Genomic DNA, 14,496 nt, shown 5'->3' on the forward strand with positions numbered 1-14,496 from the left:
TTCACAGCGGCAGAGGGCTGCTCACTGGCCAGCAGCCCACATCCGTAGGCTCGTCGGACCAGGTCTGCAGTGTCCGCAGCGTCGGTGAGGTACAGCAGCTCGTCGATCGCGGCGTGTACCTCACCGGAGGGGATGCCTGCCCCGCGCGAGATCTGGAACGGCGTGCTGTTCTCGGTGATGGCCTACAGCAGTGACATCTGCTGCTCGCCAAGTGCCGGTGCCGGGGTGCTGGGCCGGGGGGCGTCGCTATTGCCGCGTTCATGATGCGGTGGATGACAATGTGAGGGGCGCAGCGGTCGGGGCAGTGCAGCTTCCTGCGCATGACGTAGAGACGCCCGCGAACGGTGTGGGGCGAGATGGTCGCGCCTGCCGCGATGTCGGGCACCGTCTTGCCGTTCACAAAGGCTTGGGCGGTTCTTTGTTCAGACGGGGTGAGCGACGTCTTCGATGCTGGGGCGGTCATGAGGGCGGCTTTCTCGTTGGAGTGTCGATGGATGGCGGGCTGGACCCACGGAGGTCCTGTTTGGAGTTCATGCGGCGGTCGAGCCGTGATGTGCCCAGGCTGATTGGGCCGCGAGGCGTTCGGACCACTGGATGTGGTCCTCGTTGAGCGCGGCGTCGGCGAGGCGTATGCGCTGGACTTCGCCGGTTCCGGCGGGCGGGTAGGTGTGCTGGATGTCGCGCCACAGGCGCTGGAGGACGTAGTCGCGGTCGAGGGCGTGGGCGCCGTGCAGTTCCATGGCGTCCTGGGCTGAAGTCATGGCCCACTGGTGGCCCAGGTACTTGGCGTTGATCAGGTCGGCGTCGCAGGACAAGCCCTGGTCGAGCAGGTGTACGGACTGGTAGGCCAGGATGCGTCCGGCGCGCAGGCGAGCCTCCATACCACCGATGCGGTCCCGCAGGACCGGCAGATCGGACAGAGCGCCCCGGTAGCGGGAGCGTGCCTTGAGGCGAGCAGCCGTGGTGGCCACAACCGCCTCGTGGATCCCCAGGCTGACCGCGGCCAGGTTTGGACGGCCGTACAGGATGCTGCTGCTCTGGGCAACGCTCAGCCCCTGGCCGACCTCGCCGACCACGTGGTCCGTGGGCACTCGGACGCGGTCGAGGTCGAGGCGGCCGGCGGAGAAACCGTGCAGGCCGAGGCCGGGGCGGTGGTCGGAGACGGAGAGCCCATGGCGGTCCGATTCGACCATGAACGCGGTCAGTGCCTGGGAGGTACGCACGCCAGCCTCGGCGGTCCGGGCGACCACGAGGTGGGCTCCCGCGAGATGGCTGTTGCCGATGTGGACCTTGCTGCCGGTAATTACCCACTGATCGCCAGTCCGCTCGGCCGTGGTTTCGATGCCGCCGATGTGCCCGCCAGCCTGCGGTTCGGTCACGGCAATCGACAAGAGCAGTGAACCGTCCGCCACCCGCGGCAGCCAGCGGCCCCTCTGCTCATCCGTGGCGAAGTGCAACAAGGCGCCGACGGGGATCAGGGTGGCCTGCAAGATGGCCGCGACAGCCGCCGAGACGCAGGCGATGCGGTGAACCAGGACCGTCTTGGCCACATGGCCGGCGCCCAGACCGCCGAAGGCTGCCGGAACGGTGACGGCGAACCACCCCCGTGCGGCCATCAGATCGGCGACCTTGCGCTCCACCCGGCCCGGAGCGGCCTCCATCCGTACGGCTCGCGGCGCGATGTGCTCGGCCGCGAAGGCGTCCACCTCGTCCCACAGCAGATCGTGGCGGGCGGTGAGATACGGGCGCAGCGCCGGCGGCGGCGTGCTGGGTATGGCGGGCATGGTCGTCTCCCTCTCCCTGGTTGAAGGTCACACGGTGGAGCGGCCGGGGATCGCCTGCGGCTCCCGGGTGGGGGTGGTGAACGCGCCTAGCGGACGGGCGCGTGGGCGATGCGACCCATCACCTGGGCGCCGGTGCTGATGGTGATGTCTCTGATCCGTCGAGCCTGGCTCAAGGGCCGTTTCTCGGGGTCGATGACGCCCACCGTGCCCAGCACGATGCCGCTGTCATGGATGAGCGGTGCGCCGAAGTAGGAGCGGATCCCGACCGCGTCGACCACGTGGTTGCCGCTGAAGCGCGGGCTGGCGTGCACGTCGTGCAGCGGGAGGGCCTTCTTGCGGGCCATGACGTTCGGGCACCAGCCGTAGTCGCGGCTCATGGTGCGGCCGATGATGACGTACCCGCTGTCCGCGGGTGGCTGGTGCAGGCCGACGAAGGTCTGCTTCTCCAAGAAGAGGTTGACGAACCCGTACAGGAATCCGGCCTGCGTGGCCATGTCGCGGGCCAGCTCGTCGAAGTCCTCGCTGGCAGCGGTGGGCACGCCCAGGTGCTCCAGCAGCTCATACCGCTGCGCCAGCTCGGCAGCCTGCTGGGATTGCGGGCCGGTGACGGCGTCGCCGGCCGCAATGGACGGCCCGTGGGCGACGTCCCGGCTGCCGCGTCGCGGCAGCACCAGTGTGGTTGCGGCGGTCTGCGGTACGAGGTGTGGGTCGTTGGGCTGATATGCCATCAGGCGTCCTGGAGGGTGGTAGTGGGTGTGCGGCGGATGGGGTCTGCCGGTGCGTTCTCGGCGTGGGCGATGAGGGTCAGCAGGACGCCGGCGACGTGGCTCGGATTGCGGGCGTCGCAGGTGACCACCGGTACGGAGGCGGGCAGTTCGAGGGCGGTGCGGACCTGTTCGGGGTGGTAGCGGTGGGCTCCGTCGAACTGGTTCAGGGCGACGACGAAGGGCAGGCCGATGTCTTCGAAGAAGCTGACGGGGGTGAAGCTGCTTTCCAGGCGGCGGGTGTCGACCAGGACGACCGCACCTACGGCTCCGAGGGAGAGGTCGTACCAGAGGTTGATGAACCGGTCCTGGCCGGGCGTGCCGAACAGGAACAGCTCAAGGGGCATGGGCGCGTCGGGGAGGCTGAGGCGGCCGAAGTCGAAGGCGACCGTGGTGGTCTGCTTGGCCTCGACGCCCTCCAGGCTGTCCACGTCAGCGCTCGCCTCGGTCAGGTACTCCTCCGTGCTCAGCGGCGTGATCTCGCTGACCGCGCCCACGGCGGTGGTCTTGCCCGCACCGAAGCCCCCGGCGATCACGACCTTCAGCACGGTCGATCCACCGGCGTGCGGGGGCGATGGAGTCCGCAGTACCACGGCCGGGTTATCCGGCCTGGGGGTAGGCGATGGCATTGGGCCACTTCCTTTTCAGGCCCGCTGAGAGGGCCGCCAGCAGTTGTGGGGAGGGGCGCGCTTCCGCATCTGTGCCGGATGCGGCATAGGCAGCGGTGACGGGAACGACCAGGGCGTCAGCGTCCAGGAGGTCCGAGACGAGGATCTTGACGGCGGTGATGGGGCGGCCGAGTCGTCCCGCCAGCTCGGTCACCGAACGCCGGTGCTCGCGGCACAGGGCGAGGATCTCTGCGCATTCCTCGGCCTGGCCTGGGCCGGGCCGCCCGGTTCCGGTGTCCAGCACGGTGTCCAGGGCCAGCAGGTGCCGTGGCCGGGTGCGCCCTCGCGTCAGCGTGTAGGTCCGCACGAACGTCGAATCCTCAGCAGCGCCGCCGTGTGTGCTCACCGGACCTCATCACCCGTGCCGACGCGGACGGGGATGTGCATGTAGGGGGCGAACTTCTGCACCAGGCGCCCCATCTCGAATCCGACGGTTCCGGCATCCGCGTGGGCGGTGGTGACGACAGCGAGGACCGTGTCCACCACGCCGCGCTCGTTGCCGGGATGTCCCTCGAAGGCCGCACTGCGACCGGCGCTCTGGACGAAGAACAGGCGGTCCTCTCGCTCGATGACGACCTGCCTGGCCGGGCTCCTTTTGTGGCTGGGACCGGTGATGTTCGCCGCGAGGGAGGCCACTCCGCTGAGCGCGGCCGATAGTTCGTCCGCCCAATCCTTGTCGACGTCGCTGTCCAGCAGGCGCAGACCGTCTCGCGACAGCAGGACGGCGTGCGTGACGCCCGGAACCTCGGCGGCGAACTGCAGCAGCAGCCAGGCCATGTCCTTCCGCTGACCGCTTGGTGTCGCCTCGGATGCGGGCGCGACGCCGGTCGCGTCGTTCATCTCAGGGGGGATGCTCATAGGAATCGCTCCAGAAGGGGGAAGGGCCAGCGGCATACCCGGGCCAGCGGGAACGCGCAGAGGGGGAACGGGCGATGGTCAGGGCCTGGGTTGCTCTGCCGAAGCTGGAGGAGAACCAACGGTCCCGCCGGCCTCGATGCCGTTACGGAAAGCGGCTGCGAGCCCTGGCGTCGCCGCGCTCGCAGGGGCTTGCTCTCGCTCAAGCGGAGGACGGAATGAACCGGGCCGGCGCGTACGTCTCGGAAGGGCGGGCTCGATAGCAGAGTGACCTGACGCTTCCGGTGCTCCCATGGCGATCGGGCGTGTGACCTGGCCTGCCGACGGGTCGGCCGCCCCCGTAGCATCCTGCCGCGGCGGTGGGGGCGCGGAGGGGCGTGCTTCTCGGCCCCGGGCGCCCGCGGCACCCCCGGAAGGAACCGCTACGAGGAGCCTTGCCGGAATGACGACGAGGGCGGTGGTCCCCCCCGTCGTGTTCTCCTGCAGGAGAACGGACAGCCCGTGCGACTGGGCGATCTTCGCGGCGACCAGCAAGCCGAGCTGTCCCGCGCGTACCTGACCGCTGACGTCGACCTCGTCAGGCGCCTGGAGCAGACGGTTCATCTGTGCGCGTGTCTGCGGATGCATGGGGATGGCGCGGTCCTCGACCTCGATCGCCAGCCCGTTCGCTACGCGCTGGGCTCGCACGGTCACCCGTGTAGTCGGATCGGAGCACTCGCAGGCGTTTTCGATCAGCTCTGCCAGGAGGTGCGTCAGGTCTGGACCCACATGTCCCGGAAGACCCAGCTCGGCACCCACGGATCCGGCCGCGACCGCCACACGCGGATACTGCACCACCTCGGAGATCGCACCGCGCAGCGCGGTCGTGACGGGAACCGGCCGACGCACGCTTCGCAGGGACTGCCCGCCCAGCACCGCCGTGCTCTCCACCTGACGACGCATCCGCGTCACGAGGTGATCGATCTCGAAGACCTTCGACAGCAGCTCCGGGTCGTCGGTCAGCATTTCCAGCTGGCTCAATGCCTCCAGTGCCTTCCCGACCAGGGCGTGCTCCCGCATGGCCAGGCGGCGCAGCACTTCCAGGAGGACGACGGACTGGGACTCGTCGTGCACGCGTATCAGCGAGGCGACGGCCTGTACTTGGAGTGCGCTCAAAGCCTTGCCGATCTCCGCGGTCGGACTGGCCGGCTGCGGCATCTGGTTGTCCGGCAGCGGCGGCCGTGCCCCTCGGCACAGCTCGTCTGCCGACCACAGCACCGACTTCTCGACGGCCGCCGCGGCCCCCGCGACCGCTGTCAGCTCAGCTGCCCGTTCTTCCTCAATGGTTGCCTGCACGGCCCATGCGGCCGTTTGCGCTCCACGGGCCGCCACCAGCGCGACTCCGATCAGCCCGATTACAAGACCGGCCAGGAGCCAGCCGAGAGCCACCGCGGACGTCACCCCGACGGTGAAGGCCGCACCCAGGAGCGCCGCAACAAGAAGCAGGGGCAGTGCCACGGCACGACGGACACAGCGCACCGTGAATGCATCGAGCCGGGGAGGCTGCCGTCTGCGGCGGCCGGTAGCGGCCGGCCGTGTCGGGAACGTGCTGTCAGGCATGGGGATCCTCGTCGGTGGATGGGGCGGCTAAGCGTGCTGCGACGTCAGGTCTTTGCAGGTCTGGCGCGGCCTGCGTGATGTCGAACGGGGCACCGGAACCGCGATCGAGCCCCGGTGCGGGGTCCTCGTCCTGTCGAGCGGCGGGACCGGTTGCTCGACCACCGCGGAGAACCAGCCACGCCACCGGGCCGAGAATCAGTGCGATCAGAATCGCCCCGGTGACGGTCATGCCCGGGGCGCGGACGCGGCCAGAATCCAGCAGGCGAAGGCAACAGCAAAGACGGGGCCGCGCAGCATGTTGATCCGCGGTTTCCACCAACGCCGTCTGCGCGTCGGCTCCGCGGGGTCAGCGCCGTGGGCTTGCACGACAGCGATGAGTGCCTGGGTTGCTTCGGCCAGCTTGACCAGATGCACCCTGCTGGGCATGTAGCCGTCGGGGACACCCGCCGAAGCGAGCTGCTGCGCGCCGCGCAGCGCGGATGCTTCAGGCGGCGCCACGATCCCAAGTTGGCTGATGTGACCGCGAAGGAGCAGCGCGAGCTCCTCCACGTCGCTGGTGCTCTCCGGCAGCGGCGAGTCCTCGCCCAACACGAGCGCCACTGTCTCCGCCGCGGCCACCGTTTGATCTCGCTGCACATCAGCCGACTCCTTGGTGATGTGGCCCCGCCTGCCTCGCCCATCGCGGTGACAGGATTCCCGACGTAGGAACAGCGATAGACGCATGGCGCAACTCCTGTTTGGACCAGCCATGTTGACTGGGGTACGCGGTGGAATACCGACGGTTGACGTGCGAAGTGAGTGATCTGGCCGCTACGTTGAGCGAACCGTGAATCCCCGACGAGGGGTATGCCTGCATGGCCGCCAAGGCCGTCAAAGGCGTCAATGATCATTTCGGAACCGAGGGGCAGTCCATGGCCCGTGAGCGAAACGTCGCCCTCGCCGAACTCCTGCGGGAAGCGGGCTGGTCCCAGCCCCAAGCAGCCGCCGCGGTCGCCCGCGTGGCCGCGGAGAGCGCCGTACGGGAGCTGGAGGCAGTCTCCCGCTCGCACATCGCCATGTGGGTCCAGGGCACGAAGCCCGGCAGAAGAGCGCGGCATATCCTGCGCGAGACGCTGTCCCGCAGGCTCCGCCGCCCCCTCACTCTGGCAGACCTCGGGCTGGAAGAAGAGCCGACAGACACGACCGACAGCGGTTCCGACTGGAGCGTCGACCCTCTGACCGTGCTGGCCGAGTTGGGAAGCGACGATCTGGACATGCACCGACGCAAGTTGCTGGCGACCGCCGCGTACTCCGCCGCTGGACTCGTCCTGCCCACCGCCTCGTGGTGGGAAGCCGCTCCTGCCGCGGCAGCCAGGCGCAGGGCAGTCTCGCCCCGGCTGGTGGCCCAGGCTGACATCGACGACGTCCGCCACCTCACGAACTTCTACTCCGCGCGCGACCAGCAGCGCGGCGGAGCCTCCGGGCGCTCGGCCCTGGCCGGCCACCTGCGCGACGAAGCAGTTCTCCTGCTCGGCAGTCGATTTCACACGGACCGGCACCGCTGGGACACGTACTCCGCCGTTGCGGAGATGACCTACCTCGTCGGCTGGATGGCCTTCGACGCCTCCGAGCACCGCACGGCCCAGCGCTACCTCACCCTTGCCGCCCGCATCGCAGCCGAAGCCGAGGACGGACCCCTCGGCGGCCACATTCTGCGCGCCCTCGCACACCAAGCAGTGGACCTTGGGCACCCGCGCAGGGCGCTCGACCTGGCAGACGCCTCCATGTCCCGCGACCGCTATGGCCAGGCCAGCCACCGCGAGAAGGCCCTGCTCGCCATCGTCCACGCCCGAGCGCTCGCGGCCGACGGCGATCGGCCCGGCACCCTCGCTGCCATCAGCCGCGCGGAGCGGGACCTCGCCCGCGCCGACAACGACGAAGCGCCCGGCCGCGTGGGCTTCTTCCAGGAAGCCTCCCTCGCCCACGAGACCGCCTGCGCCCTGCGCGACATGGGCCAGCCACGCGACGCGGAGATCCACTTCCGGCGCAGCGTTGCCACCCGCCGCCCGCAGCAATACGCCCGTACCCACAGCGTTACGCTCGGCTACCTCGGCGCTGTTCAGGTCCAGCAAGGACGCCTCGATGAGGCATGCGCCACCTGGGGCCAAGCTCTCGATGCCATGGACGGCGTCCAGTCTGGCCGCGCCCGCGATGTCATCGTTCGGATGCAGAGCGACCTCTCGCCCGTTCGGCAACGCGGGGGACGCCATGTCGCCGAACTGGACCGCCGAGCACGGGAGATGCTGCTGAACATAGGCTGACCACGGAGCAGGCCCGTCGCTTCGAGTGACGACTACCGAATGTGCAACTCTGAGGGAGAGGAACAAGCCTCGATGGCGACGTACGAGGTCGAATCGATCGCAACGGTGGTCGGGGGGCACACCCGCGTTCAGGACGACTACCAGGGCGGGGTCGAATCTGTCATCCGGCTCAACGACGCGTACCCCCTCGAAACGCTGCAGGGTATCGAGGAGTTCTCCCACTTGACGGTGACGTGGCGCTTCCACCTGGCGCGGCCGGAAGACGTCCAGTTGCACACGCGTAGCCCCAGGGGAAATCCGAGGTGGCCGACGGTAGGCACGTTCGGGCACCGCAACCACCGGAGGCCGAACCAACTGGCTACCAGCTACCCGCGGTTGCAGAGAGTGGACGGGCGGGACCTTATGGTCACGGACCTTGACGCCGTCGACGGGACGCCGGTCATCGACCTGGCGCCGTACTTCGTGGAGATGGGGCCTCGAAGCGGAGTCCGCCAGCCAGCGTGGCCGGGCGAGATGCTGGCCACGTACTGGTTGGACGCTTCGGAGCGTCCGTAGCCCGAATTCCCGTAATTCTTCGACGGTGCCCATCGCAGGGGCGGCCACCAGGGCCCGCGCGCAGGGATGCGGAACGTGGACCACGTTGTCCGGCCGCAGTGGTTCCTTGGTCATTGTCAGGCTCCGAGCTGAAAAGCGGTCACGTGGACGGTGGATGAGCATGGAGTGCACCGTCACGGCGGTGGCCTGATCGCAACGCATGACGCGAACTCGCATCGTGGCGGCGTGGATACGAGACATGGGTCGACGACGGGCAGCACGGTGACGAGGTGCGCGGTCCACATCCAACGGTGGATCTCTGCTTGGAGCCTGAAGCCATACGGGCGCCCACAGCGCAGCTCGTACGTGGCCACTCCGACACCTTGGTGGTCACCGAGCCAGGCCCAGGCGGACGCGAAAGACTCACGATCCAGTTGGGGCGCGATATCCCTCACGGATTCGCGCAGCCAGGTGATCGCGTGGCCTGGGTAGGGAGTCAGCGCGCTCTGCGGAGTTAGGCCGTCGCACGCGGGGCCGACGTAGTCCGCATGGCACCAGAATTTACGCGGCAGTGTCATCACTGGCCTCCCCGTCATCATCGGCCAGCAGGTCGAGGAGATCAGAGGCCGCCATCGCGAGGCGCCGCAGGTGAGTCTGGTCGGTCGCGAAATCGCCAACTGGCCTCTTGTGCTTGGCCCGTACACACTCGGCTCGTGCGATGGCTGCTGCGACGCTCGGGTACGGCGGGTTCCATTCACGTTCTCGGGCGATGGCCACGAGATGGAAGAGCATTCGGTCCAGGCGGGTGACGGAGCGGCCTAACTCGGCCACCGTTTCTAATTCGGGAGAATGCGGACGGAACGGCTTGGCCTGCCGGCTCAGCTGACGCTTGGCGCCAGCTACACCCGTGGGACCCGCTGAGGCGCCGAGAACGGCGTCCAGGTCGGCCGTCAGTTCCTCGTCGCGAAGAAGGGCATCCTGCAGCATACGGATGGCGATCCGGGCGTCCGGAGTGAGTCTCTCCATCGGAAGCCGGGTGGGGGCGTAGGTCATGCCACCGCTGGCCCCGGTGTCACGGCAGCGGTCGGCGGTTCCGGCTTGGAGAGCTGGTGAGGTGGTCATGCGGCACCTCCCCTACGGAACTCGACCCACACGTCCTTGCCATTGCCGGTCGGGTCGACTCCCCAGGCGTCAGCGGTCTCACTGAGCAGGAACACCCCTCGGCCGCTTTCGCTGTCCCAGTCCGGCGTGCGCACCACGGGAAGCTCCGGACTGTCGTCACTGACGACGATCCGCACACCGGACGCAGACGACTGCAGGAGAAGTACGCACTCGTTGGAGTCGACGTGCTTGCTCACGTTGGACAGCAGTTCCGTCACGCACATAACTGCCGCGTCCGCCATCGGAGCCCAACCCCAGCACCGGACGTGCGCGGTGACGATCCGCCGCACGATTCCGAGCTTGTTCGGGTCGACGGTCATCTCTTGCCTGTACTGCTTTGCGCCTGCCTCTGCCATGACGGTCATGGCTCCTCCATCGCCCTGGCGTCGAATCCCCAGTGGACCGACCTGCGCCGGCCGGGTTCGATGCGCATCCCGAACGGCGAGGGGAGATCAAGATTCCCGTCGTGCCGTGAGGTTCGCCATGTCGCGGCGAGTGCCACCTCGCACGGCATCAGGTGACGCGGGTATCACCGACGTGTCATCTGGACCCCACTTGCGCTCAAGATCCCTATTAACGGTTCGGGTTGGGCAATAGTGGCTGTGGGGTTACCAAAGCCGCTTCGGCCCCACGGTGAACACATCGGTTGGAAAGGAAGCGTCAGCCATGGACGCGCGGACACTGCTCCAAGTGCTGGTTCGTGAGCGGGGCTGGACGTATGACATGTTCAGACGGGCCTATGAGAAGGCCGCCCGGGAGGCCGCAGCCGCATCCGGTGAGTCACCTTCTACCGCGACGGTGGAGGAGCAGACCTTCCGTCGATGGACCTCAGGTCGCGTCAGGGGGCTCCCGAATCAACCGGCCCCGCAGATCCTGGAGCGCATGTTCGGCTACTCCGCGCGGCAGCTCTTGGACCCGCCGACCGATCTGCCTCCGGCCCCGCCCGGAATCCACATACTTGCGCTCAACGAAAGTGAACTTGCAATGACTGCTCGGGACGCAGCCGCACACGCCGGTGACGCCGCCTCCCTCAGCGTTCCAGACATGACGCTCGACCAGCTGGACGACGACGTGGTGGACCTGGCCCGGGATTACAATTGCACCTCACCGATTGAGGTCTATCGTCGCGCCAAGGAATTGCTGGACACTGCCCAGTCCCTGTTGGAGCGGACCCAGATACCCCGCCAGCGAACGCGCGGATACCTCGCCGCCGGTCAGTCCGCAGCTCTGCTATCCGCGATCGCCTTCGACCTCGGTTCCTTGCCCACGGCCGTATCGCTGTCTCGCACCGCGGCGCTCTACGGCCAGGTCATCGAGCACGGCCCTCTCCAGGCATATGCTCACGGCGCGCTCGCCTTCCTGGCGTACTGGGGCGGTCGCCCATCCGAAGCCGTGCGGCTCGTACACACAGCGCAGCAGTTCGGAGGGCTCGGCGACACCGCGCGTACCCGCCTGTCCGTTATCGAAGGCCGCGCGTACGGGCACCTGGGGAATCCAGCCGCAGCAGAGCGCGCTGTACGCAACGCTCTTGAACACCAGACCGGGGCTCGAGACGAGCTCCACGACGACATCGGCGGCGAGTTCGGGTTCCCGGATGACCGCGTTGCCATGAGTAACGCCACGACTTACTTGCTGCTGCGCAACGCTGAGGGGGCAGAGGCAGCCGCGCATAGCGCCTTGCACCTCTTGGGCAGTAGGCCCGAAGACCAGCGCCCTCTACTTATCTCGACCCAAGCGTCGGTGGATCTCGCCCGAGCCCGGCTCCTGCGCGGTGAACTCGACGGGGCCCACGACGCTCTGGGCCCCGTCTTCGAAGTGCCCACGGTATGGCGTGGCGCGGGGACGCTGGAGCGTCTGGCCGCCGTTCGCTCCGGCCTTTGCCATCCCACCTTCGCTGGCGCCGCCGAGGCCAGCACACTCGGCGAACAGATCGAGGAGTACAGCGCGGCGGCAACAGCGCACAGGCTCGGCGCCACCACGCCGCTGGCTATCGAGAGCTGACGCTTAGGCTCCCAGCCTCGCCAGGATCTCGGCCTCCTTCACCATCGAGATGCCGTGCTCAGCCCAACGCGGGTGCTCAACTGGTGTGCCACCGCCTTGCATCCACTCCCACGTGGCAGCAACCGTGTCAGCCAAGGGCCGACACCGCAGGCCAGCGGCCTGCGCTCCAGAGGAGTCGATGTTCCACACGCCGGCATGCGTACGCCAGAGCGGCATCTCGGTCCACTGCTGCACCCCGTGCTCGATCAGGAGGCCGTCTGGTGCCCAGACAAGGCGTCCCGCACTCCCCGTCGCTTCCAGGCAAGCTGTAAGGAAGCCCCCCATCGTCTCGCGGCCCACAGGAGCCGTCACGTTGAACGCTCCGCCGCTCGTTACGACGGCCTGGTCCAGCGCGAACGCCGCTACGTCTCGGACGTCCACAGGCTGAATGGACTTGTCCGGCTCGCCCGGAGCGAGGATTGATCCGCCCTTCTCTGCCCTACGCAGCCACCAGGGGAGACGCCCCACATACTCGCCTGGTCCCAAGATCACCCCCGGTCGGAGGACCGACACGCGCTCTGCGCCGAAAGCTGCCAGCGACGCACGCTCAGCCCCCGCTTTCTGCCGTCCGTAGTACCAGTCAGGGCCGTCCCAGTTCGCAGGCAGTCGCCCGTAGTCAGCGTCGGCCTCAGCGGGCCCGTCGAGAACCTCGGACGACTCTGTCAACGGCTCGTTCGGCCACCCTCGGTACGCATTGACCGTGGAGATGTACACGTACTTCCCGGCCACGGGCTCCAGCGCTTTTGCGCCGCTCAACACATCCCTCGGTGCCAGTTCGGAGGCAGAGGTATCGATCACGGCGTCCCACGGGCCGTGCTGGGCGAGTGCCGACAGGTCTTCAGGGACCGTCCGGTCTCCGTGAACCTCCCGTGTCCCCTGCGGTGCCGTGCCTGACCTCCCCCTGTTGAATGCCGACACGGACCATCCGCGATCGAGTCCGGCCTGAGCAACAGCTCGCCCCAAGAACCATGTCCCACCAAGCACGAGAATCTTCATGAGGCTGATCATGCCCGTTGCGATACGGCCTCGCCACGATCCCCTCATGCCGAAGTAGGGCACGAGGAGGACTGGTGCCCGCGGTGAGTGTTCGGGAGCGGAGGGTCCTCGACACTTCTGAGGATGACCGCTACGACCTATGGTGCATCGATCCCCGAACGTGGAAGCGGCCGAGATTGCGCTCAAGGCTCGGAGCGTTCGCGTGGCGAGGCTGCGCCGCTGGAGTCAGCGGGAGAGCGATCGGTCTGCCAGAGCCAGGCTGTGCAGGACGCGCCATCGGTACATACGTTCTTCCCGGCGCAGTTCGACGAGGTCGACCCGCTCAACCGGGAGCGCGATGGACGGGCGGTTCCTCAGAAGGGCCACGGCGTCGATCACGGGCCCGGCATGCCGGACCCGGTTGTTGTAGAGAATTCCGAGGTGAGGGCGGAAGAGACTAATCGGCTTTCCGCCTGGGACATCGGCGAGTTGTCCGGCTCTGTGGAGGGCGGCGTGCAGCTCCACCAGCGGTGTCCACGGCGTGACGCTGAAGCGGATCGCCCCTGTGGATCCGGCCAGGGGCTCGGCGCGGATCTCGAAGTCGTCACCGAGCGTGCCGTCTGCCAGCTGGGCGAGGGCGTCCACAGTGCCGGGTTCGACGTCCGCGCAGCTACCGATCTTGTTCATGGTGATGTGCAGTCCGTCCTGGGGCACCTCGTCCATGGCCAGGCCGGCCAGAGCCCGCTGGCACGAGCATGCCTGGGCGATCAGCTCCAGCTCCTCGGGGAAGGCCAGCATCCAGTAGTAGGCCCGGTGTCTCGGAGACCATCCGGGCCTGTCCCAGTGATTGGTCATCCTCTCGACGGCCCGGAAGGCGTCCCAGTCGTTCGAAGCAATCTTCTGGGGATCGTCCAGATCGGCAGGCGGTGCCGCGGGGAAGGCCCTGCTGTCGTCGATCAGCGGGGTCATCACCAGAGGTCTCCTTGGAGGCTCGGGCCGTCGGTCACGGTCGCGCGTCGGGTTCCGCCTGGACGGCCGGTAGTTCAGGGCAGCCAGCCGTGGAAGCCGTCGGGATCTTCCGATGCTGCGCGCAACATAGCCGACGATCGCCGGTTAGCCAAACCGGCGATTCTCCGCACCCTAAGGGATGAGTCGTGCTCCTGAGATCAGCGGTGAAAGCGGTGTATCGCATCCGCCTGCTCCCCGGTGGCATGGACATTTTTTATGCGATGCATTGGGGATCTTTGTGGAGCGATTCATGGGCGTCAAGGAGACGGCGAAGTACATAAATATGTCTGCCTCTTGGGTGTACAAGAGTGGACCGCGTTCGGGCCTTGTTCCCTATCGGTTTGGTCTTGGTAGGAATGCCAAGCTGCAATTCAAGGAGTCTGAGGTGAAGTCGTGGATTCGTCAGCGAAAAGGGGTGGAGTGACATATGGGCGCAGGGCGGTCTGCTCTAAGGTTTGCGGTTTCGTATCAGTTGATTAGGTGGTGCTAGCGCATTGGCTGCAAGAACTCTGGCTCGCGGAATGGGGACCTTCTTCAAGGACTGTGAGCACGCGAAGGACCGGTGGTCTAAGTGTGGTCATCAATACAAGATTAGATATAGGGCAGTGGGCGGGCGGCAAACCCAGGAATCTGGGTACGCGTCACAAGAGAGTGCGATTTCGCGACTGGCGGATGTCTACGCAGCGAAACGAGCGGCACCTTGGAGCCAGGGTAAGGCGGTTCGTGTTGCGAAGTATGGGGCGATGCGGTTCGAGGAGTACGCGACGGAGTGGCGGGAGAGCCAGCGTCATCTGGAGGGCTCCTCGCT

Annotated in this window: 15 protein-coding genes; 3 read left to right on the top strand and 12 right to left on the bottom strand. The window is 67.4% G+C overall.

Annotation, left to right across the window (positions count from 1 at the left end; genetic code table 11):
- Positions 1 to 530 precede the first annotated feature (530 nt).
- The 8 genes from ACWGIH_RS21720 to ACWGIH_RS21755 form a co-directional block, all read right to left on the bottom strand.
- A complete protein-coding gene (locus tag ACWGIH_RS21720; protein WP_453451015.1) occupies positions 531 to 1,784 on the bottom strand; it encodes an acyl-CoA dehydrogenase family protein in 1,254 nt (417 codons plus the stop codon).
- 86 nt (positions 1,785 to 1,870) lie between these two features.
- Positions 1,871 to 2,512: a GAF domain-containing protein gene (locus tag ACWGIH_RS21725; RefSeq protein ID WP_453451014.1), complete on the bottom strand. Its 642-nt coding sequence runs from the start codon at positions 2,510 to 2,512 to the stop codon at positions 1,871 to 1,873.
- On the bottom strand, positions 2,512 to 3,096 hold the full coding sequence (locus ACWGIH_RS21730; protein ID WP_453451013.1) for a GTP-binding protein: 585 nt from the start codon (positions 3,094 to 3,096) through the stop codon (positions 2,512 to 2,514). The genes ACWGIH_RS21725 and ACWGIH_RS21730 overlap by 1 nt, the downstream gene beginning before the upstream one ends.
- 52 nt (positions 3,097 to 3,148) lie before the next feature.
- Positions 3,149 to 3,562, bottom strand: coding sequence for a DUF742 domain-containing protein (locus ACWGIH_RS21735; protein WP_453451012.1), 414 nt, complete (start codon positions 3,560 to 3,562; stop codon positions 3,149 to 3,151).
- Complete coding sequence (locus ACWGIH_RS21740) at positions 3,559 to 4,074, bottom strand: roadblock/LC7 domain-containing protein (RefSeq protein WP_453451011.1); 516 nt, start codon at positions 4,072 to 4,074, stop codon at positions 3,559 to 3,561. Before ACWGIH_RS21740 ends, ACWGIH_RS21735 begins: the two co-directional genes overlap by 4 nt.
- 78 nt (positions 4,075 to 4,152) lie before the next feature.
- Positions 4,153 to 5,670 carry a sensor histidine kinase gene (locus tag ACWGIH_RS21745; protein ID WP_453451010.1) on the bottom strand — a complete coding sequence of 506 codons (1,518 nt, stop codon included), beginning with the start codon at positions 5,668 to 5,670 and terminating at the stop codon, positions 4,153 to 4,155.
- Entirely contained in the window at positions 5,663 to 5,899 is a 237-nt protein-coding gene (locus ACWGIH_RS21750; protein WP_453451009.1) for a hypothetical protein, read from the bottom strand. The genes ACWGIH_RS21745 and ACWGIH_RS21750 overlap by 8 nt, the downstream gene beginning before the upstream one ends.
- Positions 5,896 to 6,306 (bottom strand): DUF6415 family natural product biosynthesis protein, encoded by a 411-nt coding sequence (locus ACWGIH_RS21755; RefSeq protein WP_453451008.1) that lies wholly within the window; start codon positions 6,304 to 6,306, stop codon positions 5,896 to 5,898. The genes ACWGIH_RS21750 and ACWGIH_RS21755 overlap by 4 nt, the downstream gene beginning before the upstream one ends.
- A 275-nt stretch (positions 6,307 to 6,581) precedes the next feature.
- Here ACWGIH_RS21755 and ACWGIH_RS21760 point away from each other — a divergent pair, with 275 nt between their 5' ends.
- Both ACWGIH_RS21760 and ACWGIH_RS21765 read left to right on the top strand, forming a co-directional pair.
- Positions 6,582 to 7,970, top strand: a complete 1,389-nt coding sequence (locus ACWGIH_RS21760; RefSeq protein ID WP_453451007.1) for a Tat pathway signal protein — start codon at positions 6,582 to 6,584, stop codon at positions 7,968 to 7,970.
- Positions 7,971 to 8,042: 72 nt separating this feature from the next.
- Positions 8,043 to 8,525, top strand: coding sequence for an SAM-dependent methyltransferase (locus ACWGIH_RS21765; RefSeq protein ID WP_453451006.1), 483 nt, complete (start codon positions 8,043 to 8,045; stop codon positions 8,523 to 8,525).
- A 540-nt stretch (positions 8,526 to 9,065) separates the two neighbouring features.
- On the opposite strand, the gene ACWGIH_RS21770 is transcribed toward ACWGIH_RS21765, so the two are convergent.
- Together ACWGIH_RS21770 and ACWGIH_RS21775 are read right to left on the bottom strand one after the other, a co-directional pair.
- A complete protein-coding gene (locus ACWGIH_RS21770) occupies positions 9,066 to 9,626 on the bottom strand; it encodes a hypothetical protein (RefSeq protein ID WP_453451005.1) in 561 nt (186 codons plus the stop codon).
- Positions 9,623 to 10,030: an ATP-binding protein gene (locus ACWGIH_RS21775; RefSeq protein WP_453451004.1), complete on the bottom strand. Its 408-nt coding sequence runs from the start codon at positions 10,028 to 10,030 to the stop codon at positions 9,623 to 9,625. The genes ACWGIH_RS21770 and ACWGIH_RS21775 overlap by 4 nt, the downstream gene beginning before the upstream one ends.
- 301 nt (positions 10,031 to 10,331) lie before the next feature.
- On the opposite strand from ACWGIH_RS21775, the gene ACWGIH_RS21780 reads away from it, so the two are divergent.
- A complete protein-coding gene (locus ACWGIH_RS21780) occupies positions 10,332 to 11,666 on the top strand; it encodes a hypothetical protein (protein WP_453451003.1) in 1,335 nt (444 codons plus the stop codon).
- A gap of 3 nt (positions 11,667 to 11,669) precedes the next feature.
- Here the strand turns inward: ACWGIH_RS21780 and ACWGIH_RS21785 are convergent, their stop codons facing one another.
- Both ACWGIH_RS21785 and ACWGIH_RS21790 read right to left on the bottom strand, forming a co-directional pair.
- Positions 11,670 to 12,701: an NAD-dependent epimerase/dehydratase family protein gene (locus tag ACWGIH_RS21785; RefSeq protein WP_453451002.1), complete on the bottom strand. Its 1,032-nt coding sequence runs from the start codon at positions 12,699 to 12,701 to the stop codon at positions 11,670 to 11,672.
- Positions 12,702 to 12,926: 225 nt separating this feature from the next.
- Entirely contained in the window at positions 12,927 to 13,649 is a 723-nt protein-coding gene (locus ACWGIH_RS21790; protein ID WP_453451001.1) for a 2'-5' RNA ligase family protein, read from the bottom strand.
- Positions 13,650 to 14,496: the final 847 nt, after the last annotated feature.

Source organism: Streptomyces sp. NPDC054872 (assembly GCF_053610705.1).

What these genes read in the sequence shown, in the direction of transcription:
- ACWGIH_RS21770 (WP_453451005.1), bottom strand. Translation starts at nt 9,626, where the DNA reads ATGACCACCTCACCAGCTCTCCAAGCCGGAACCGCCGACCGCTGCCGT.
- ACWGIH_RS21745 (WP_453451010.1), bottom strand. Translation starts at nt 5,670, where the DNA reads ATGCCTGACAGCACGTTCCCGACACGGCCGGCCGCTACCGGCCGCCGC.
- ACWGIH_RS21725 (WP_453451014.1), bottom strand. Translation starts at nt 2,512, where the DNA reads ATGGCATATCAGCCCAACGACCCACACCTCGTACCGCAGACCGCCGCA.
- ACWGIH_RS21790 (WP_453451001.1), bottom strand. Translation starts at nt 13,649, where the DNA reads ATGACCCCGCTGATCGACGACAGCAGGGCCTTCCCCGCGGCACCGCCT.
- ACWGIH_RS21750 (WP_453451009.1), bottom strand. Translation starts at nt 5,899, where the DNA reads ATGACCGTCACCGGGGCGATTCTGATCGCACTGATTCTCGGCCCGGTG.
- ACWGIH_RS21740 (WP_453451011.1), bottom strand. Translation starts at nt 4,074, where the DNA reads ATGAGCATCCCCCCTGAGATGAACGACGCGACCGGCGTCGCGCCCGCA.
- ACWGIH_RS21785 (WP_453451002.1), bottom strand. Translation starts at nt 12,701, where the DNA reads ATGAAGATTCTCGTGCTTGGTGGGACATGGTTCTTGGGGCGAGCTGTT.
- ACWGIH_RS21760 (WP_453451007.1), top strand. Translation starts at nt 6,582, where the DNA reads ATGGCCCGTGAGCGAAACGTCGCCCTCGCCGAACTCCTGCGGGAAGCG.
- ACWGIH_RS21775 (WP_453451004.1), bottom strand. Translation starts at nt 10,030, where the DNA reads ATGACCGTCATGGCAGAGGCAGGCGCAAAGCAGTACAGGCAAGAGATG.
- ACWGIH_RS21765 (WP_453451006.1), top strand. Translation starts at nt 8,043, where the DNA reads ATGGCGACGTACGAGGTCGAATCGATCGCAACGGTGGTCGGGGGGCAC.
- ACWGIH_RS21720 (WP_453451015.1), bottom strand. Translation starts at nt 1,784, where the DNA reads ATGCCCGCCATACCCAGCACGCCGCCGCCGGCGCTGCGCCCGTATCTC.
- ACWGIH_RS21780 (WP_453451003.1), top strand. Translation starts at nt 10,332, where the DNA reads ATGGACGCGCGGACACTGCTCCAAGTGCTGGTTCGTGAGCGGGGCTGG.